A 19,184-nucleotide genomic window follows, 5' to 3' on the forward strand; every position below is an offset into this window, starting at 1 on the left:
ACGGACACGCTGAGCTTCACGGACAGCAACGGCGCAGCCAATGACCTGAACAATGTCACCAATATTGAAATCATCACCCTGGGCGCGGCCGTCACGAGTGTGACCACGGTGGACGCCCTGGTTGCCGCGGGCCAAACCTTGACGGTGGACGGCACGGCGGCAACCACCCTGACTTGGAACGGCGCTGCCGAAACCGATGGCGCCTTCAGCATCACCGGCGGAGCCGGCAACGACACGATCATCGGCGGCGCAGGGGCGGACACGATCAGCGGCGGGGACGGCAATGACTCCATCACCAGTGGCGCTGGCAACGACTCCCTGGCTGGCGGTGGCGGAAACGACAGCTTCGTTCTGGCCGTCAACCTGACCAGCGCGGACACCATTAACGGCGGCGCAGGCACGGACGCGCTGAGCTTCACGGACAGCAACGGCGCAGCCAATGACCTGAACAATGTCACCAATATTGAAATCATCACCCTGGGCGCGGCCGTCACGAGTGTGACCACGGTGGATGCTCTGGTTGCCGCGGGCCAAACCTTGACGGTGGACGGCACGGCGGCAACCACCCTGACTTGGAACGGCGCTGCCGAAACCGATGGCGCCTTCAGCATCACCGGCGGTGCTGGCAACGATACGATCACGGGCGGCTCCGGCAACGACACCATCACCAGTGGTGCCGGCAACGACTCCCTGGCTGGCGGTGGCGGAAACGACAGCTTCGTTCTGGCCGTCAACCTCACCAGCGCGGACACCATTAACGGCGGCGCAGGCACGGACACGCTGAGCTTCACGGACAGCAACGGCGCAGCCAATGACCTGAACAATGTCACCAATATTGAAATCATCACCCTGGGCGCGGCCGTCACGAGTGTGACCACGGTGGATGCCCTGGTTGCCGCGGGCCAAACCTTGACGGTGGACGGCACGGCGCTGGGCGCAGGGCAGACCCTGACCTGGAACGGCGTGGCCGAAACCGATGGCGCCTTCAGCGTCACAGGGGGTGCGGGCAATGACACCATCACGGGTGGCTCCGGCAACGACACGATCGTCAGTGGCGCAGGCAACGACTCCCTGGCTGGCGGCAGCGGCAACGACAGCTTCGTGCTGGCCGGCAACCTGACCAGTGCGGACACCATCAACGGTGGCACAGGCACGGACACGCTGAGCTTCACGGACAGCAACGGCGCGAGCGACGATCTGAACAATGTCACTGGCATCGAAGTCATTACCCTGGGCGCAGCCACGACCAACGTCACCACGGTGAATGCCCTGGTTGCTGCGGGTCAAACACTGACGGTGGACGGCACGGCACTGACTAGTGGTCAAACGTTGACCTGGAACGGTATAGCCGAATCCAATGGCGCCTTCAGCATCACCGGCGGTGCGGGCAACGACACGATCACCGGTGGCGCGGGCAACGACACTATCGTCGGCGCGGCTGGGAACGACACGATCAACGGCGATTCCGGCGCCGACAGCATCACGGGTGGTTCTGGCAGCGACTCTCTGGTTGGCGGTGCGGGGGCAGACAATATTACAGGCGGAGCGGGCGCGGACACGATGACTGGGGGAAATCAACAAGACACGTTTGTAATCAATAGCGGGGAGTCTTCTGTCACGGTCGGCGGCGTCGGGGATTCCGGCACGATTGCCGGCTACGATGTCATTACCGACTTCCTATTTACGACGGGGAATGCCGACACCTTGGATCTGCAGGGCACGCCTGCGGCTGCAACCGGCACGAATGTGGATGGCGCGAACTCCACCTTGACCATTGCCGGTCAAACCGTGAAATCGCACACCATTTCAAACGGCATCATCACATTCGACGACGCAGATGCCTATAGTGCTGCGGTAAGTCTGACATCAACCGCGCATGTCGCGGCTGTGGTGCAGTATCTGCAGGCCAACGACATTGGCAACGCCGGCGCGACAGTGGCGTTCACGGCGACGATCAGCGGAACAGCCCACACTTATGTTTATCAGCAGGTTGGCGCCACTCCCGACAGCGCGAACGATATTTTGGTGGACCTTGAGGGGGTAACGCTGGCGGATCTGTCGACGGCGATTGGCTCGCGTGTTCTACCGGCTGGGGTTGCTGGGTCTCCGATCAACTTGGCCCTCACCGATCCGACGGCCGATGCGAACGACGCGATCACGGTGACGCTCACCGGCGTTCCATCGGGCTGGACCCTGGACGGCGGAACCGATCTCGGCAACGGCGCCTGGACGATTCAAACGAACGACCCCAGCGCATTGACGATCACCACGCCGCCTGACTTCACCGGCGCCATGCTGCTCCCGGTGACGATGACCTGGACCAACGCCGACGGCACGACGGGCAGCATGGTGGTGCTCGACAACGTCGAAGCCTACGCCCCCGGCTCGCCGATCTTCGCGGTATCGTCGGACGACCACCTCAGCGGCTCGAGCGGCGCCGACCTGTTCGTCTTCGCCCAACCGATCGCGCGCGACACGATCCACAACTTCGACGTGGCGGCGGACCGGATCGACCTGATCGGCTTCACCGGCGTCTCGCAGTTCGGCGATCTCGCGATCGCCGACGATGCCGACGGCAACGCGGTGATCACGCTGGCTTCGGGCGCGACGATCACGGTGCTCGGCGTTCACGCGGCCGACCTGAGCGCCGCCAACTTCCTGTTCAACTTCGAGCCGACGACCGTCAACGCCGGCACCATGACGATCAGCGACGGCGCCATCCTGCCGCTTGGCGGCTTGGTCGAGAACAGCGGCACGATCGCGCTCGCTTCCACGGGCAGCGAGACCGACCTGCAGGTGCTCGTCGAGAGTATGACGCTGCGCGGTGGCGGGCAGGTGCTGCTGTCGGACAACGCGAACAACGTGATCTTTGGCGCCGTGTCGAGCGCGACGCTGGTGAACGAAGACAACCTGATTTCCGGCGCGGGCCAGATCGGCGCGGGCCAGATGACGCTGGTCAACGGCGGCACGATTCTCGCCGACGGAAGCAACGCGCTGGTGATAGACACGGGCTCCAACACCGTGGCCAACACAGGGACGCTCGCGGCCAGCGGCGCCGGAGGCCTGGTCATCGAGAGTGGCTTGTGGAACGCGGGTCACCTCTGGGCCAACGGCGGCAACGTGGACGTCCGGGGCGCGGTCTCGGGCAGCGGCAGCGCGACGATCAGTGGCACCGCGACGCTCGAATTCGGCACCGCCTCCGACGCGACCATTGCCTTCGCCGATGGCGGATCGGGCACGCTGAGCTTCGACCAGGCTTCGGGCTTCACGGGAACGATCGCCGGCCTCGCCGCCGACGACAGCCTGCAGTTCGGCGAGCTCGTCTTCGGCAGCGGCACGCAGATCAGCTACACGGCAAATGCCGCCAACACCGCGGGCAGGCTGACCGTGAGCGACGGAACGCATACGGCCGAGCTCACCCTCGTGGGGCGGTACGCGGCGGCCGATTTCCAGGGCTCGTCGGCCGAAGACGGCAACACGGTCGTGACCAACAGTGGCTCGCAAAGCAATGGCACGGTTCTGGGCGGGGTGGGCGCGGACACGCTGGTCGGCGGCGACGGCGACGACCTGATCATCGGCCGCACGGGAAGCGACATGCTGACCGGCGGCGCCGGCAGCGATACCTTCATGTTCCTGCGCACCGACGCCGATGCCGTGGACACGATCACGGATTTCGACACGGGCCCCGGCGGCGATACGCTCAACGTCGGCGACCTGCTGATCCGCTACACGGCGGCCGACGCGGCGCAGTTCTTCGGCATGCGCGAGGTCGACGGGAACGCCATCGTCAGCATAGACCGCGACGGCGCGGGCTCGGCCTACAGCGCGCAGGATTTGCTGGTGCTGCAGGGCATCACGGGCCTGGACAACGAGACGCTGATGGCGCACATCGATGCGGACCCCTTGCTGTAGCGGGTGATGGGCCGACGTCTTGAAGCTGGCACCTGCCGCTATCGCGATCCCTACCCGGGAGCTTCCATGACCGCTCTGCCGATCCTGCTGCGCCGCCCGCTGCTCCATGTCGCGGCCCTGTCCTTCTTCGTCAACCTGCTGCTGCTGACCCCCGCGGTCTTCATGCTGCAGGTGTTCGACCGCGTGCTGGCCAGCCAGAGCGGCGAGACGCTGCTGGTGCTGCTGCTCGGCGTGGGCATGGCGCTCGTGCTGCTGGTGGCGCTCGATCACCTGCGGGGCCGGCTGCAGGGCGTGGCGGGCAACCTGGTGGCCGAGGCGCTGTCGCCCGTGGTGGCGCGCATCACGGTGGCGCAGGGCGCGCGGCGCAGCGGGCGTGCGCCGGCCGAGGGGATGCGCGACGTGGCGGCGCTGCGTGCGCTGTTCTCGTCCCAAGGCCTGCTCGCGCTGTTCGACGCACCCTGGGCCCTGGTCTATGTCGCCGTGGTCTGGCTGGTCCATCCGGCCCTGGGCATGGCGGCGGCCGCGGCGGCGCTGCTGATGCTCGGGCTTGCGCTGCTGAACGACCTGATCACGCGGCGCGAGATCGAGTCGCTGCAGAAGGCCGCGGCCGGCGCCACGCGCTATCTCGAGGCCTCGCTGCAGAACGCCGAGGTTGCGCAGGCGCTGGGCATGACCGAGGCACTGCTGGGCCGATGGCGGCAAAAGAACCAGGAGGTCACGGCGCTGCAGGGCCGGACGGCGCGCAAGTCGGTGCTGATGGCCGCCTGCACGCGCACCCTGCGCCAGGCCGTGCAGGTGCTGATGCTCGGCCTGGGCGCCTGGTTGGTCATCCACGGCGAGGCCACGGCCGGTATCATGATCGCCACCACGGTGCTGCTCGGCCGGGCGCTCGCGCCGGTGGAGCAGGTGGTGGGCAGCTGGCGTGTGCTGGCCGAGGGCCGGGCCGCGTTTCGCCGGCTGCGCGATCTGCTGGCCGCGGCGGACGCCGAACCACGGCGTATGCCGCTGCCCGCGCCGACCGGCCGCTTGCAGGCGCAAAACCTGGTATTTCGCGCGCCGCAGGGGGAGCGGCTGATCCTGGCCGGCGTCTCGCTGCAGCTCGAGCCGGGCGAGGCGCTGGCCGTCATCGGCCCCAGCGCCGCCGGCAAGAGCACGCTGGTGAGGCTGCTGACGGGGGTCTGGGCACCGACGTCCGGCAGCGTGCGGCTCGACCAGGCCGATCTCTCGCAGTGGCCGCGCGAAGAACTCGGCCCGCATATCGGCTATGTGCCGCAGGACGTCGAGCTGTTTCCCGGCACGGTGGCGGAGAATATCGCGCGGCTGGGCGAAGTGGATGCCGAGCGGGTGGTGCTGGCGGCGCAGCGCGCCCATGTGCACGAACTGATCCTGAGTCTGCCCGAGGGCTACGACACCCCGGTCGATCCTGCCGGCGCCCTGCTCTCGCCCGGCCAGCGCCAGCGCATCGCGCTGGCCCGCGCGCTCTACGGCGATCCCAGGCTGCTGCTGCTCGACGAGCCCAATTCCAACCTCGACGGCGCGGGCGAGAACGCGCTGGCGGCCACCCTGGCCGATCTGCGCGGCCAGGTCACGGTGGTGGTTGTGACGCATCGCTCGACGCTGATCCAGCATGTGGACAAGATGCTGGTGCTCGACGGCGGCCGCGTGCAGCATTACGGCGCTGCGGCCGAGGTCATGCGCGCGATGCAGCAGCGGCCGCAGCAAGCGCAGAAGCAGGCCGCACCGGCGGCTGAGGCCGAAGCCCATGGCGCGGCGGGTGCGCGCGTGGTCGACATGCTGCAGACGCTCCAGCGCTCGGGCGCCGGCCGAGGGGAGGCATCATGATCGCCGCAGCGATGACGCCCATCAATGCCGACGCGCCGCTGCTCGAGCAGAAGGCCGAGGCGCGCCGCCTGGCACGCTGGGCTGGTTGGGTGCTGGTGCTCGGGCTGGTCCCCGTGGCCGGTTGGCTGGCCTGGGCGCCTTTGTCGTCGGCGGTCGTGGCCAGCGCCTTCGTCAAGGTCGACCTGGATCGCCGGCCGGTGCAGCATGCCGAGGGCGGCACGGTGCGCGAGGTGCTGGTGCGCGACGGCCAGCGCGTCGCGCAGGGCCAGGCCCTGCTGGTCCTCGGCGATGTGTCGGTCGACGCCGACATGAACCGCCTCAGCTACCGCGTCAATGCCGAGCGCGCCAGTATGGCGCGGCTCGAAGCGGAGCAGGCGCTGTCGGCGGCGATCAACTGGCCGCAAGACCTCGCGCATGCGGCCGCCACCGATCCTCGCCTCGCTCAGCAGGTCGCCAAGGAAAAGGCGCTGTTCGCCGCGCGGCGCGAGGCCCTGGGCAGCCAGAGTACGCTGCTGCGCGCCCAGCGTGACAAGGTGCAGCAGGAGCGCGAGGCGCTGCGCGCGCAGATCGCCCAGGCCACCGAATCGCTGCGCCACCAGAGGTCCGAGCTCGAGACACACCGCAACCTGCAGAAGGAGGGCTTCATTTCGGCCACGCGCATTTCGCAGCTGGAGGCCGCGGTGGCCGACTATGGCGTCAAGCTCGAGGAAAAGCGCTCCGACCTGGCGCGTGCCGAGCAGCGCCTGCTCGACACCGACCTGCGCATCAAGTCGCTCGAAGGCGAGTACCGGCAGCAGGCCAGCGACCAGCTCAAGGTCACGAGCGCGCGCCTGTCGGAAATCGAGCAGGAGTGGCGCAAGTCCAGCGATGCGTCCAAGCGCCAGGTCATCGCCGCGCCGGCGGCGGGCGACGTGATGAACCTCAGGTTCACCTCGCCGGGCTCGGTGGTGTCGCCGCGCGAGCCGATTGCCGACATCGTGCCGGCCGATCCGCGCTTGCTGGTCGAGGCGCATATACGCACCGAGGACGTGAGCCGCGTGCAACAGGGGCAGGCGGCCGAGATCCGCTTCACCGCGTTCAAGTACCGCACCACCCGCCTGGTCGAGGGCAGGCTGCTCTATGTGTCGCCCGACCGCTTGGTGGATCGCGTCAGCAACCAGCCCTACTACGTGGCGATGATAGAGGCCGATGCTGCCTCTCTGGCGCGTGCCGAGGACGTCAAGCTGCTGGCCGGCATGCCGGCCGAGGTCTACATCAAGGGCGAGACGCGCACGCCGCTGCAGTACTTGCTGGAGCCGATGACGCAGGTGCTAAGGCGCGCCGGGCGTGAGCGTTGAATCTTGAGGCCCGGGCCCCGGCAGCCGCATCTGCGCCGCCAGCGCCACGCGCACGCAGTCCTTGATGTGCTGCTCGCCCAGATAGCGCAGGGTGGTGTAGCCGATGGCGGCCGAGACCGCCTGGCCTGCCAGCGGAACGAAGCGTGCGGCCTGGCCGGCGCTCAGGCGCAAGCCGATGGCCTGGGCTGCACGCAGCAGCAGGTCGCGCGTGATGAAGCGGCCTATCAGCACCGAGCCGACCATGGCCACGGCCTTTTGCACGCGCTCGCGCTGCGAAGGGGCCAGACGGTCGATCTGGTCGGGCAGCAGGCCGAACTCACCGCTGATCCTCGGGATCAGGCGCGCCAGCAGGGCGGCATCAACGGCCCAGTCCAGGCCGGGCAGGGGCACGACGCCGGCGGCTGCAGCGACCAGGGCGCGCTTGTGCAGCAGGGCGCGGCTGCGTTGCACGGCCTGTTTGAGCGCCGGATGGTCGGCGGCCAGTTCCAGGGCGGAGGGCATGGGCTCAGCCTTTCGCGAGTGGAGGATGTCGCAACTGTAGCGCGCCCGTCGGTCGTGGTTACCCATGAGCCTGGCAAAGCTGTGCGCCGGCGTGTCATCGTCCAACGTGCGACTACTCACCTTGCGCAGCGCCGCCTTGGAGCGCGCAGCCGGCGCCACCGGATCGCGCGTGGTCTTGGCCGCTTGATCCGTGTCGGCGAACATCAGCCTGCCCGCCTCCACCCGGGCCTTGATCTTCTCAAGGTTGCGCTCGGTGGCCGCGAGCAGTTCTTCACGCCTGTGCGCGCGCAGCCGGGCCAGTTCCGGATTACGGCATGCCACCAGCCGCTCGCCCGGATAGTCCGGCGAGCTCATCTCGAGCAAATTGCGCTCGTCGAGAAAATCCAGTTGCAACTGCCCTTGGTCCACCAGCGCGCGGATCGACACGCTCTTGAGGGCCGTGATCCAGGCGATGCCCTCACTCTCGCGCATCTCCTCGATGGCTTTGCTGGAGATCATGCCGCGGTCGCCCACCATCACCAGCTGCTTGACACCGAACTGCTCGCGCAGGCGCTTGACCTCGGGCATGGAGGTCGGGCTGTCGGCCACATTGCCCTCGTGCACCGAGACGGCCAGCGGGCAGCCACGCGCATCGGTGAGCAGGCCGTAGTTGACCTGCGGCAACCCCTTCTTGCCATCGCGGCTGTAGTCCAGCTTGGCCAGCGGGCAGCTGCTGCCCTCGAAGTAGCTGGAGGACAGTTCGTACAGCACCAAGGCGCCCTCGCTCAGGTGGCGTGCCGCGAGTTTCTTCTGAATGGTGTCCTGGCGCTCAAGCAGCCAGTCCATGGCCGCGTACAGATCGTCCTCGTCGCACGAGGCCACGGCGAAGTCCTCGGCCAGCGTCGTGGTGTGCCACCAGCGCGTGGTGGCCAGCTTGGTGTGGGGCGCAACGAATCGAAGCGGGCATACCTGGTTTCGAAGTCGCCTCCTGGATAGCCGCCTTCGCGCCGGCGGCCGCACCTGCGCCGGTGGTGCAACTGATCTCCAACGAGTTGGCGCGTATCGCGCAATCGGCAGAGTTCAAGGCGTTTTGCGACAGACAATCCATGTATGTCGAACTGGTCGAGCACCGCGCCTTCCAGGCCGACTTGCCACGCGAGGACGCGCACTGGAAGCGCATCGCCCAGCTCACCCGCGCCAGTTGACCCAGGTCAGGCCGTTCGGGCTCAGCGCCCGATCCAGCGTGCGAACACGCCCCAGTGTCCGGCGTCGAACGCCATCTTGACCTGCTCCAGCAGCGTCGCCACCACGCAGCGCACCGGCGCAGTGGCCTGGCGTGTGGTGGGCGCCGCCAACACTATGGTGCGGCGCAGGCCGGGGGGGATCAGCGGCGCGGCGCTCAGCTGGCCCCGCTCGACCTCCTGCTTGACGCAGACCGCAGGCAGTATGGTCCAGCCCTGGCCTTCGGCGACCAGCGACTTCTGCACGCTCAGCGCGTTGGTTTCGGCCACCACGTCCAGGGCCACGCCGGCTTCGGTGGCCGCGTGTTCAATCATCGCGCGCAGGCCCTGGGGCGGGCCGGGCAGGATGAAGGGATGCTGCGCGACCTGCGCCAGCGCCAGCGGGCGTTTGTGCGACAAGCGGGCCGAGGGCGGCGCCACCACCCACAGGCTTTCCTCCACCAAGGCCTTGACCTGCAGTGCGGGGGTCTCCTTCTGGCCGTAGAGCAGGGCAATGTCGATGTCGCCCTTCTCGACACGCCAGAACGCCGGCGTCGAGGCCAACATGGCCAAGTACCTGGCGGCCAAGGCCAGCTGGGAGGCCGCCAACGCCTGCCTGCAGACGCATGGCGGCTTCGGTTTCGCCTGCGAATACGACGTCGAGCGCAAGTTCCGCGAGACGCGCCTGTACCAGGTCGCGCCCATCTCCACCAACATGATCCTGAGCCACGTGGCCGAGCACGTGCTGGGTCTTCCCCGCTCGTTCTGAACCCGATCCGAGAAAGCCGATATCCCTATGAAGATACTCGTTCCCGTCAAACGTGTGCTGGACTACAACGTCAAGGCCCGCGTCAAGCCCGATGGCTCCGGCGTCGACCTGAGCAACGTCAAGATGTCGATGAACCCGTTCGACGAGATCGCCGTCGAAGAGGCGGTGCGCCTGAAAGAGAACGGCGCGGCCACCGAGGTGATAGCCGTCTCCTGCGGCGTGGCCCAGTGCCAGGAAACCCTGCGCACCGCCATGGCCATAGGCGCGGACCGCGCCATCCTGGTCGAGACGAATGAAGAACTGCAGCCCCTGGCCGTGGCCAAGCTGCTCAAGGCCTTGGTCGACAAGGAGCAGCCCGGCCTGGTGATCCTGGGCAAGCAGGCCATCGACGACGACGCCAACCAGACCGGCCAGATGCTGGCGGCCCTGGCCGAGCTGCCCCAGGCCACCTTCGCCAGCAAGGTCGAGGTGGCCGGTGACAAGCTCAGCGTTACTCGCGAGATCGACGGCGGCCTGGAGACCCTGAGCCTGTCCCTGCCCGCCGTGGTCACCACCGACCTGCGCCTGAACGAGCCGCGCTACGTGACCCTGCCCAACATCATGAAGGCCAAGAAGAAGCCGCTCGACACCGTCAAGCCCGAAGACCTGGGTGTGGACGTCAAGCCGCGCCTGAAGACGATCAAGGTCGCCGAGCCAGCGGGCCGCAAGGCCGGCATCAAGGTGCCGGACGTCGCGACATTGGTCGACAAATTGAAGAACGAAGCCAAGGTGATCTGAGGGGAAACGACATCATGACCGTACTTGTCATTGCCGAACACGACAACGTCTCGATCAAAGGCGCCACGCTCCATACCGTCAAAGCTGCGGCAGAAATCAGCATGTTCCTGGACGGCCAGGTGCATGTGCTGGTGATGGGGCATGGCAGCAGAGAGGCTGCGGAAGCCGCCAGCCTGATCACCGGCGTGTCCAAAGTCATCCACGCCGAGGGCGACAGCCTGGCCCATGGCCTGGCCGAGAACCTGGCGGCCCAGGTGCTGATCATCGCGCCCGCCTACAGCCATGTCCTGTTCCCGGCCACCGCCGGCGGCAAGAGCGTGGCGCCGCGCGTGGCCGCCAAGCTGGATGTGGCCCAGATCAGCGAGATCACCAAGGTGGTCAGCGCCGACAGCTTCGAGCGCCCCATCTACGCCGGCAACGCCATTGCCACCGTGCAGAGCAGCGACGCCACCAAGCTCATCACCGTGCGCACCACCGGCTTCGACGCCGCGGCGGCGACCGGGGGCAGCGCCGTCGTCGAGACCGTGGCCGCAGCGGCCGCCAGCGGCAAGAGCCGCTTCGTCGGCGCCGAGATCGTCAAGAGCGAGCGCCCCGAGCTCACCGCCGCCAAGATCATCGTCTCGGGCGGCCGCGCCTTGGGATCGGCCGAGAAGTTCAACGAGGTCATCACCCCGCTGGCCGACAAGCTGGGCGCGGCCATAGGCGCCAGCCGCGCCGCGGTGGACGCGGGCTACGCGCCCAACGACCTGCAGGTCGGCCAGACCGGCAAGATCGTGGCGCCGCAGCTGTACATCGCAGCGGGCATCAGCGGTGCCATCCAGCACCTGGCGGGCATGAAGGATTCCAAGGTGATCGTGGCGATCAACAAGGACCCCGAGGCGCCTATCTTCAGTGTGGCCGACTACGGCCTGGAGGCTGATCTTTTCACGGCCGTGCCCGAGCTGGCCCGGGCGGTCTGAGGTGGCCATGAACGAGACATCCTACGACGCCTGGGTGGGTCGGACCCAGACACTCGACGACCTGATTTCGCCCGCGCCTGTGCGTCTGATGCAGGCAACCCTGGACCAAGCCCCCCAGGATGCGGCGCTCGATGCCCTGCCGCCGCTGTGGCACTGGCTGTATTTCCTGCCGGGCGAGCGGCAGTCCAACATCGGTGCCGATGGCCATCCGCAGCGCGGCGGCTTCCTGCCCCCGGTCACGCTGCCGCGCCACATGTGGGCCGGCGGGCGGCTGCATTTCCTGCGCCCCCTGTCGATCGGCGCCCAGGCGCGGCGGGTCTCCCGCATTGCCTCGGTGTCCTCCAAGGCGGGCCGCAGCGGTCAGCTGGTGTTCGTCACCGTGTTGCACGAGCTGTCCGATGCGCAGGGCCTGGCCATCAGCGAAGAGCAGGACATCGTCTACCGCGATGCGCCGGCGCCCGGCGCCGCCGCGCCCGTGCCACCCGCCGCCCCCACCGATGAGCAGTTTTCCCGCGTCATCACGCCCGACCCGGTGCTGCTGATGCGTTACTCGGCGCTGACCTTCAACGGTCACCGCATCCACTACGACCGGCCCTACGCCATGTCGGAAGAGGGCTATCCGGGGCTGGTGGTTCACGGTCCCTTGATCGCCACCCTGCTCATGGAAACGCTGCGCAGCGCCCACCCCGGCCGGCAGGTCGCCCGCTTTGAATTCAAGGCGGTGAGCCCGCTGTTCGATACCGAGCCCTTCACCGTGGCCGGCCGTGTCGACGGCCAGGATGCGCGGCTGTGGGCCCGTGGCCCGCAGGGCCAGCTGGCCATGTCGGCCAGCGCCGAATGGGTCTGACGCCGTCTGGCAGAAAGTTCTTCCTATGCAAGCACGCCCCTTGAGCGGCATCACCGTCGTCACCCTGGAACACGCGATTGCCGCGCCTTTTTGCACCCGGCAACTGGCCGACCTGGGCGCCCGCGTCATCAAGGTCGAGCGCCCCGGCAGCGGCGACTTTGCCCGCGCCTACGACCACCGCACCCACGGCCTGGCCTCGCATTTCGTCTGGACCAACCGCTCCAAGGAAAGCCTGACGCTGGACCTCAAGCAGCCGCAGGCGCTGCAGGTGCTGGGCGAGCTGATCGCCCAGGCCGACGTGCTGGTGCAGAATCTGGCGCCCGGCGCCGCCGCCCGCATGGGCCTGAGCTACGAGGCGCTGAGCCAGCAGCACCCCCGGCTGGTGGTGTGCGACATCTCCGGCTACGGCGCCGACGGCCCCTACCGCGACAAGAAGGCCTACGACCTGCTGATCCAGAGTGAAGCGGCATTTCTTTACATCACCGGCACGCCGGAGGAGCCCTGCAAGGCCGGCAACTCCACCGCCGACATCGCGGCCGGCATGTACGCCTACACCGGCGTGCTCAGCGCGCTGCTGCAGCGCCACCAGACCGGTCGCGGCTCGCATGTGGAAGTGTCCATGCTGGAGGCTCTGGCCGAGTGGATGGGCTTCCCCATGTACTACGCCTACGAAGGTCAGTCAGCGCCCGGCCGCAACGGCGCCGCGCACGCCACCATCTACCCCTACGGCCCCTTCGAGGCCGGCGATGGCCGCGTCGTCATGCTGGGCCTGCAGAACGAACGCGAGTGGAGGCTGTTCTGCGAGAAAGTGCTGCGCCAGCCCACATTGGCCGCCGACCCACGATTCGATGCCAATGTGCGGCGTGCCGAAAACCGCGCTGAGTTGCGCCGCATCATCCTCGAGGTCTTTGGCAGCCTGAGCGCCGCCGAAGTGGTGGCCCGGCTGGACGAGGCGCAGATCGCCAACGCCGCCGTCAACCAGGTGGCCGACCGGTGGGCGCATCCTCAGTTGCATGCACGCCAGCGCTTCCGGACCATAGGCTCTCCGGCTGGCCCACTGCAGGCGCTGCTGCCGCCAGCCACCAGCAACGACTACGAATGCCGCATGGATCCGGTGCCCGCGCTGGGTGAACACAGCGAGGCTATCCTGCGCGAGCTCGGCTGCAGCGCGGCCGACATTTCGGCGATGCGCCAGGCGGGGGTGGTATGAGCTGCACATTGCAACACGCACGCAGCCTGCTTTTCGTGCCGGCCACGCGGCTGGAGCGGCTGGGCAAGGCCTTCGATGCCGGCGCCGACGCGGTCATCGTGGACCTGGAGGACGCGGTCGCCCCCGACAGCAAGGACATGGCCCGCGCGGCGCTGGCCGAGCGTCTGCCGCAACTGGATTCGGCGCAACGTGCGCGGCTGCTGGTGCGCATCAACGCCGTCGGAACGCCCTGGCACGAGGCCGACCTGGCGCTGCTGTCCCCATGGTTCGGGCAAGGACTGGGCGCCGTGATGCTGCCCAAGTCCGAAGACCCGCTGGCGCTGCGAAGCGTGGCCGGGCGTCTGCAGCCCGCGGGTCGGGTCGTGCCCCTGATCGAGTCGCTGGCCGGGCTGGACCAGACCGACGCGCTGGCGCGCGAGCCCCAGGTGCTGCGCCTGGCGTTCGGCCATCTGGACTTCCAGCTCGACCTGGGCATGCGCTGCACGCCCGAGGAGCCCGAGCTGGCCTTTGCCCGCAATGCCCTGGTGGCCGCGTCGCGGCGCGCCCGCCTGCCCGCGCCCATCGATGGCGTGACCACCGACACCGGCAACGCCGAACGCCTGCTGGCCGACACCACCCGCGCGCGTGCGTTTGGCTTCGGCGGCAAGCTCTGCATCCACCCGGCCCAGGTCGCCGGCGTGAACCAGGCCTTCTCACCCTCTGCGGCCGAGCTCGACTGGGCGCGGCGCGTGCTGGCCCTGGCCGACCAGCACGGTGGCCAGGCCTTCAGCCTGGACGGCCGCATGGTCGACCTGCCCGTGATCCGGTCGGCCGAAGCCATGCTGCGCGCCGCACCCGTCACCCCCACATGAGCATGACGAAATGACATCCGAAGAGATGCTGGCGCAGTTCGGCCCCCGCGAATCGATGGAATACGACGTGGTGATCGTGGGCGGCGGGCCGGCCGGCCTGGCCACCGCGATCCGCCTCAAGCAGGTGGCCGCCCAGAGGGGCCAGGACATCTCGGTCGTGGTGCTGGAGAAGGGCTCCGAACCCGGTGCCCACATCCTCAGCGGCGCCGTGATGGACCCGCGCGCCATCACCGAACTCTTCCCCGACTGGAAGGAACTCGGCGCCCCGCTGGCCCAGCCCGTCACCGGCGACGACGTGCTGCTCCTGTCCGAGAGTGGCAGCACTCGCTCCCCCGACTGGCTGGTGCCGCGCAACTTCCACAACCACGGCTGCTACGTCATCTCGCTGTCCAACGTGGTCAAGTGGATGGCCCAGCAGGCCGAGCGCCTGGGCGTGGAGATCTTCCCCGGTTTCGCCGCCGCCGAGGTGCTGTACGACGAGCAAGGCCGCGTCAAGGGCGTGGCCACCGGCAACCTGGGTGTGGGCAAGGACGGCCAGCCCATGGACAGCTTCCAGCTCGGCATGGCGCTGCTGGGCAAATACACCGTTTTCGCCGAGGGCGCGCGCGGCCACCTGGGCAAGCAGCTGCTGGCCCGGTACGACCTGGCCAAAGGCAAGGACACCCAGAGCTTTGCCATCGGCATCAAGGAGCTGTGGGAAATCCCTTCGACCCAGGCCCAGCCCGGGCGCGTGGTGCACACCGCCGGTTGGCCCATGCAGGACGACAGCTTCGGCGGCGGCTTCCTCTACCACCTGGAGGACAACCAGGTCACGCTGGGCTTCGTGATCGGTCTGGACTACCAGAACCCCTGGATGTCGCCGTTCGAGGAAATGCAGCGCTGGAAGACCCACCCGGCCATCAAGGCCCACATCGAGGGCGGCAAGCGCCTGGGCTACGGCGCGCGGGCCATCAACAACGGCACGCCCCAGGCCCTGCCCAAGACGGTGTTCCCCGGCGGCGCGCTGATTGGCTGCGACGCCGGCTACCTGAACGCCGCGCGCATCAAGGGCAGCCACGCGGCCATCAAGAGCGGCATGCTGTGCGCCGACGCGCCGACGCGCTGGCCGAGGCCCTGGCCGCCGGCCGTGCGCAGGACGAACTGAGCGCCTACCCGGCCGCCTTCGCGGCCAGCTGGCTCAACGAGGAACTGCAGCAGACGCGCAACTTCAAGAACTGGTTCAAGAAGGGCAAGACCGTAGGCCAGCTGATGACCGGCGTGGAGCAGTGGCTGCTGCCCAAGGTGGGCCTGAGCAGCCCGCCCTGGACGCTGCACAACACCACGCCCGACCACGTCAAGCTGCGCCCGGCGGCCGAGATGCCCAGGATCGAGTACCCCAAGCCGGACGGCAGGATCAGCTTCGACCGCCTCTACAGCGTGTTCATCAGCAACACCAACCACGAGGAGCAGCAGCCGGCGCACCTGACGCTGAAAGACGCCAGCGTGCCGGTGGCCATCAACCTGGCCAAGTGCGGCGGCACCGAGAGCCGCTACTGCCCGGCCGGCGTGTACGAGTTCGTCAACCAGGACGGCGCCGACCAGTTGGTGATCAACGCGCAGAACTGCGTGCACTGCAAGACCTGCGACATCAAGGACCCGACGCAGAACATCGTCTGGGTCACGCCAGAAGGCGGCGGCGGGCCGAATTACGTGGGGATGTGAATGGGTGAGCCTGGGAAGCTGCCAATGCTTGCTCGATGGCGCGTGCCAGGGTACGGAACGTGGAATGGCAGTGCATTGACGCAGCGGAGCGTTGGCGACATCGTTCGGGTCTTGAAAGCGACGAAATGACCATGACCATCATTCAGACATTGGCCGACTTCACCGTCGGTACGGACCTGACCCGGCTGCCCAGCCGGGTGGTTGAGGAATGCAAGCGCGATGTGCTTGATTCCATCGGTTGTGCCCTGGCGGGCATCGACCACCCGCGCTCACGTATCGGCATCGAGGTCGGCCGCCGCATCGGGGGCACCGGTGGCCAGGCAACGATCATCGGTGCGGGCGAAAAGTCCAGCGCCCACGGCGCCGCCTTTGCCAACGCGGAACTGGTCAATGCGCTCGATGCGGACTCGGTGCTGCTGCCCGGCCATGTGAGTCCGTACGTCCTGCCCGGTGCCTTCGCGACGGCAGAGGTTCAGCGCCGGCCGGGCCGGGACCTGATCGCGGCGATTGCGGTTTCGCACGAGATGTCCTATCGCCTGGGCGCGGCCATGAGCGGCTACCGGGACACCAAGGATGGCAAGGCCGCGGCGGCGTTGGTGGTGGGCTACAGCAGCACGGTGTTCGGCGCCACCGCGTCGGTGGCCAGGCTGAAGCGGCTTGGATCGGAGCAGGTCGCCAACGCGCTCGGCATCGCCGCGGCATCGGCCCCGGTGAACTCGCAGCGCGCGTGGTTCATGCACGCACCGACCTCGACCATCAAATACCAGCTCGCGGGGGGCCTGACCAACACCGCGCTGACCGCGGCGGACATGGGCGAACTGGGTCACCGCGGCGACCTGCTGATGCTGGACGATGACGAGCATGGCTATCCGCGCTTCGTCTGCAGCTCGCGCTGGTCACCCGACCTGGTGACCGCTGGACTGGGGGACGACTGGCGCTTCCCTGCGTTCCAGATGTTCAAGCCGTATCCGCATTGCCGGGTGATGCACGCGCCGCTGGACCTGCTGATCGACCTGGTGACGCAACACGACATCCAGGTGCACGAAATCGAGAGCATCACCTCGTATGGCGAGGGCTGGGCCTATGTGCTGCCCTGTTTCACCAGCCGCGAGATCACCCAAGTGCACGATGCGCAGTTCTGCTTCGCCCATGGGCTGGCGGTTGCGGCCCACCGCGTTCCGCCTGGTCGCAAGTGGCAGGACCCGGCGGTCGTCTTTGATCCCTCGGTGCTGGCCCTGATGAACAAGGTCACGCTGGAAACCCACCCGACGTATTTCCAGTCGATCTCGGCGGACATCTCCAGCCGTCCCTCACGCGTGGAAATCCGGGCGCGTGGACAAACCTTCGCCGCCGAGAAGATGTTCCCGAAAGGGACCCCCTCGGCCGATCCTGCGACCTACATGACGACCGAAGAACTGGTGGGCAAGTTCCGCCAGTTCGTCGATGGCATCCTGCCTGCGCCGACGATCGACAGGGTGATCGACGCAGTGCTCCACCTCGAACAGGTGGAGGACTTCGGCGAGATCATGCGCCTGCTGGTTCGGCAGTGACCTGTCACTGGACGAGGCCGCGAGCCGACGGGCGCTCCAACGGCTGAAGTTCGCTGCAACCGGCTTCTGCGCAACGCTGTCGGAGCGTTCCAACGTGATTGGGGGGCGCCGGACCCCCGGTCAGACCTGGCGTAGCCGCGTCAGGCCGTGCAAAGGGCGGTCAGGTCCGCTGCTGGCAGGCGCGGATCCAGGCGCCTGAGCGTCGCCAACAGTGTCTGTGCCCGTTCGGTGCCCAGGATGCCCTCGGTCAGCTCCATGAACTTGGCGTCCTGCGCGTGCTCCGACATGGGGTTCGCGTCGGTGCCGATCGGGTCTTCCACAAACACCTGTTCGGTGCTGCCGTCGCGCAAGCTCAGTGTCACATCGGCCACGAACTTGCCGGGGTACTTTTGCTCCAGCTCGGGCGCTTCGGTGATCCGTATCCGGCGCATCAAATCGACCACCGGCGCCATCTCAAGCTGGCCCGCCAGGTAGTCGCGGTGGACCAGGTAGCCGTTGCCCATGCCCAGCAGCGTGAAAGCCGCCTGGACGGGCAGGCTGAACTGCACGTGCTCGATGTTCTTGGGATCGTAGGCATTGGCATTGGCCGTGCCGACCACGACGTTGAAGTGCGGCGCGATCTTCAGATGGATATCGGTGATGTCGCTGCAACGCGCGGCGAAGGGCCGCAGCGCATCGATGTAGGCATGGGTGCAATAACAGGCGCAATAGGCCTTGAGCCACACGGTACTGATCTCGAACGAGCGGTGAATCTCGAACCGCTGTTCGGCGCCTTCGCCAGGCCCACGTTGCAGGAAAGTGCGGAAGAAACCCTTGTTGCCACTCAGGAAGGCGCGTGGTCCGGTGATGCCGGCCCGGGCCATGTCGGCCGCCACCATGCCGTTGCGTGTGCCTATGCCCGCATGGATGCGCTTGATGGAACCACCGGTGGAGGTGTATTCCGTGGTGCCTGAGGCGTGGCTGAGCGCAATGGCCAGCGCATGTTGGGTGGTTTCGGCGTCGAACTTGCGCAGCTTGGCGGCCACGGCGGCGGCGCCGAAGTTGGACAGCACCGCATGCGGATGAAAACCACGCCGCAGCAGCTCGGGCGCGGCCAGCACGCCGATGCGGGTATAGACCTCGTAGCCGGCCACCAGGGCGGTGATCACCTCCTCGAGGCTGGATCCCAGCTCCTCGCCGATGGCCAGGGCCGCCGGGATGACACAACTGCCGGGATGGCTGGCGCTGGGGCCGTGGGCATCGTCGTATTCGAAACCGTGGCCGTAGGAGCCGTTCACGAAGGCCGCGTCCGCGGCGCTCATGGTCCGGCTGCTGGCCATCACACGGCTGTTGCCCGGGCGTTGCTGATGCGTCGCGTAGTCCAGCAGCTGCTCGGACCAGGGCATGCGCGAGATGCCGATCTGCAACGCCAGCTGGTCACGCATCAGTCGGTTGACACCGGCGTGGGCGGGGCCGTCCAGGTGTTCGTACTTCAGTTCCTGAATGAAGCGCACCACGGCCTGCTCCAGTGGCGGGCAGTTGTCGGGCGCGGTGGACGGGGTGTTCAAGTAGTGTCTCCTTCTGCAAATGGCGCCTGGGTTCAGGCGGTGGCTTGTCCGAAGTAGTGTTCGGCGATCTCAGAGGGTGTAGACGAAATGATCTACGTCGCCAGTCTAGTCGCGAGCATACGCGCTTCGGCCAACCAGACCCATGCGAGCGGCGCCCAGTCCGATCGATCGTGGTGTGCCAT

General features: G+C 67.6%; 13 protein-coding genes and 3 pseudogenes. 12 read left to right on the plus strand and 4 right to left on the minus strand.

What is annotated here, in order from left to right; translation table 11 throughout:
* The 3 genes from FFS10_RS20235 to FFS10_RS20245 all read left to right on the plus strand — a co-directional run.
* A partial coding sequence (locus FFS10_RS20235; protein WP_137896412.1) for a beta strand repeat-containing protein occupies positions 1 to 3,912 on the plus strand: 3,912 nt, incomplete at its 5' end.
* Positions 3,913 to 3,978: 66 nt separating this feature from the next.
* On the plus strand, positions 3,979 to 5,754 hold the full coding sequence (locus FFS10_RS20240) for a type I secretion system permease/ATPase (protein ID WP_137896413.1): 1,776 nt from the start codon (positions 3,979 to 3,981) through the stop codon (positions 5,752 to 5,754).
* Positions 5,751 to 7,091, plus strand: a complete 1,341-nt coding sequence (locus FFS10_RS20245) for an HlyD family type I secretion periplasmic adaptor subunit (RefSeq protein ID WP_249931371.1) — start codon at positions 5,751 to 5,753, stop codon at positions 7,089 to 7,091. Before FFS10_RS20240 ends, FFS10_RS20245 begins: the two co-directional genes overlap by 4 nt.
* Here FFS10_RS20245 and FFS10_RS23600 read toward each other — a convergent pair.
* Together FFS10_RS23600 and FFS10_RS23605 are read right to left on the minus strand one after the other, a co-directional pair.
* The gene (locus FFS10_RS23600; RefSeq protein ID WP_137896423.1) at positions 7,065 to 7,592 is read right to left on the minus strand and encodes a hypothetical protein; all 528 of its coding nucleotides are present in this window, start codon (positions 7,590 to 7,592) and stop codon (positions 7,065 to 7,067) included. The two genes, FFS10_RS20245 and FFS10_RS23600, sit on opposite strands and share 27 nt — an antisense overlap.
* 282 nt (positions 7,593 to 7,874) lie before the next feature.
* Positions 7,875 to 8,591: pseudogene (locus tag FFS10_RS23605) on the minus strand (IS1634 family transposase); the annotation flags it as partial.
* Positions 8,592 to 8,602: 11 nt separating this feature from the next.
* Here FFS10_RS23605 and FFS10_RS23875 point away from each other — a divergent pair.
* The gene (locus tag FFS10_RS23875) at positions 8,603 to 8,776 is read left to right on the plus strand and encodes a hypothetical protein (protein WP_502702898.1); all 174 of its coding nucleotides are present in this window, start codon (positions 8,603 to 8,605) and stop codon (positions 8,774 to 8,776) included.
* Between the two features lie 21 nt (positions 8,777 to 8,797).
* On the opposite strand, the gene FFS10_RS20265 is transcribed toward FFS10_RS23875, so the two are convergent.
* Positions 8,798 to 9,358 carry a LysR substrate-binding domain-containing protein gene (locus FFS10_RS20265; protein ID WP_137896414.1) on the minus strand — a complete coding sequence of 187 codons (561 nt, stop codon included), beginning with the start codon at positions 9,356 to 9,358 and terminating at the stop codon, positions 8,798 to 8,800.
* Between FFS10_RS20265 and FFS10_RS20270 the strand changes: the two are divergent.
* From FFS10_RS20270 to FFS10_RS20305, 8 genes and pseudogenes are all read left to right on the plus strand, one after another.
* Positions 9,330 to 9,560 (plus strand): annotated as a pseudogene (locus FFS10_RS20270) (acyl-CoA dehydrogenase family protein); the annotation flags it as partial. The gene FFS10_RS20265 and the pseudogene FFS10_RS20270 overlap by 29 nt on opposite strands.
* Positions 9,561 to 9,587: 27 nt before the next feature.
* Positions 9,588 to 10,337: an electron transfer flavoprotein subunit beta/FixA family protein gene (locus FFS10_RS20275; protein WP_137896415.1), complete on the plus strand. Its 750-nt coding sequence runs from the start codon at positions 9,588 to 9,590 to the stop codon at positions 10,335 to 10,337.
* 14 nt (positions 10,338 to 10,351) lie between these two features.
* Entirely contained in the window at positions 10,352 to 11,296 is a 945-nt protein-coding gene (locus FFS10_RS20280; protein ID WP_137896416.1) for an electron transfer flavoprotein subunit alpha/FixB family protein, read from the plus strand.
* Positions 11,297 to 11,303: 7 nt separating this feature from the next.
* Complete coding sequence (locus FFS10_RS20285; RefSeq protein WP_137896417.1) at positions 11,304 to 12,143, plus strand: HTD2 family dehydratase; 840 nt, start codon at positions 11,304 to 11,306, stop codon at positions 12,141 to 12,143.
* 25 nt (positions 12,144 to 12,168) lie between these two features.
* Complete coding sequence (locus FFS10_RS20290; protein WP_137896418.1) at positions 12,169 to 13,353, plus strand: CaiB/BaiF CoA transferase family protein; 1,185 nt, start codon at positions 12,169 to 12,171, stop codon at positions 13,351 to 13,353.
* The gene (locus FFS10_RS20295; protein WP_137896419.1) at positions 13,350 to 14,204 is read left to right on the plus strand and encodes an HpcH/HpaI aldolase/citrate lyase family protein; all 855 of its coding nucleotides are present in this window, start codon (positions 13,350 to 13,352) and stop codon (positions 14,202 to 14,204) included. Before FFS10_RS20290 ends, FFS10_RS20295 begins: the two co-directional genes overlap by 4 nt.
* A gap of 10 nt (positions 14,205 to 14,214) precedes the next feature.
* Positions 14,215 to 15,905, plus strand: a pseudogene (locus FFS10_RS20300) (electron transfer flavoprotein-ubiquinone oxidoreductase).
* 125 nt (positions 15,906 to 16,030) lie between these two features.
* Positions 16,031 to 17,455 carry an MmgE/PrpD family protein gene (locus FFS10_RS20305; RefSeq protein WP_137896420.1) on the plus strand — a complete coding sequence of 475 codons (1,425 nt, stop codon included), beginning with the start codon at positions 16,031 to 16,033 and terminating at the stop codon, positions 17,453 to 17,455.
* Positions 17,456 to 17,595: 140 nt separating this feature from the next.
* Here FFS10_RS20305 and FFS10_RS20310 read toward each other — a convergent pair whose 3' ends face one another.
* Entirely contained in the window at positions 17,596 to 19,002 is a 1,407-nt protein-coding gene (locus FFS10_RS20310) for an MmgE/PrpD family protein (RefSeq protein ID WP_137896421.1), read from the minus strand.
* Between the last annotated feature and the right edge of the window lie 182 nt (positions 19,003 to 19,184).

This window comes from Ramlibacter sp. 2FC (assembly GCF_005503345.1).
Taxonomy (GTDB): Bacteria; Pseudomonadota; Gammaproteobacteria; order Burkholderiales; family Burkholderiaceae_C; genus SCMQ01.

What these genes read in the sequence shown, in the direction of transcription:
- FFS10_RS20240 (WP_137896413.1), top strand. Translation starts at nt 3,979, where the DNA reads ATGACCGCTCTGCCGATCCTGCTGCGCCGCCCGCTGCTCCATGTCGCG.
- FFS10_RS20245 (WP_249931371.1), top strand. Translation starts at nt 5,751, where the DNA reads ATGATCGCCGCAGCGATGACGCCCATCAATGCCGACGCGCCGCTGCTC.
- FFS10_RS23600 (WP_137896423.1), bottom strand. Translation starts at nt 7,592, where the DNA reads ATGCCCTCCGCCCTGGAACTGGCCGCCGACCATCCGGCGCTCAAACAG.
- FFS10_RS20265 (WP_137896414.1), bottom strand. Translation starts at nt 9,358, where the DNA reads ATGTTGGCCTCGACGCCGGCGTTCTGGCGTGTCGAGAAGGGCGACATC.
- FFS10_RS20275 (WP_137896415.1), top strand. Translation starts at nt 9,588, where the DNA reads ATGAAGATACTCGTTCCCGTCAAACGTGTGCTGGACTACAACGTCAAG.
- FFS10_RS20280 (WP_137896416.1), top strand. Translation starts at nt 10,352, where the DNA reads ATGACCGTACTTGTCATTGCCGAACACGACAACGTCTCGATCAAAGGC.
- FFS10_RS20285 (WP_137896417.1), top strand. Translation starts at nt 11,304, where the DNA reads ATGAACGAGACATCCTACGACGCCTGGGTGGGTCGGACCCAGACACTC.
- FFS10_RS20290 (WP_137896418.1), top strand. Translation starts at nt 12,169, where the DNA reads ATGCAAGCACGCCCCTTGAGCGGCATCACCGTCGTCACCCTGGAACAC.
- FFS10_RS20295 (WP_137896419.1), top strand. Translation starts at nt 13,350, where the DNA reads ATGAGCTGCACATTGCAACACGCACGCAGCCTGCTTTTCGTGCCGGCC.
- FFS10_RS20305 (WP_137896420.1), top strand. Translation starts at nt 16,031, where the DNA reads ATGACCATGACCATCATTCAGACATTGGCCGACTTCACCGTCGGTACG.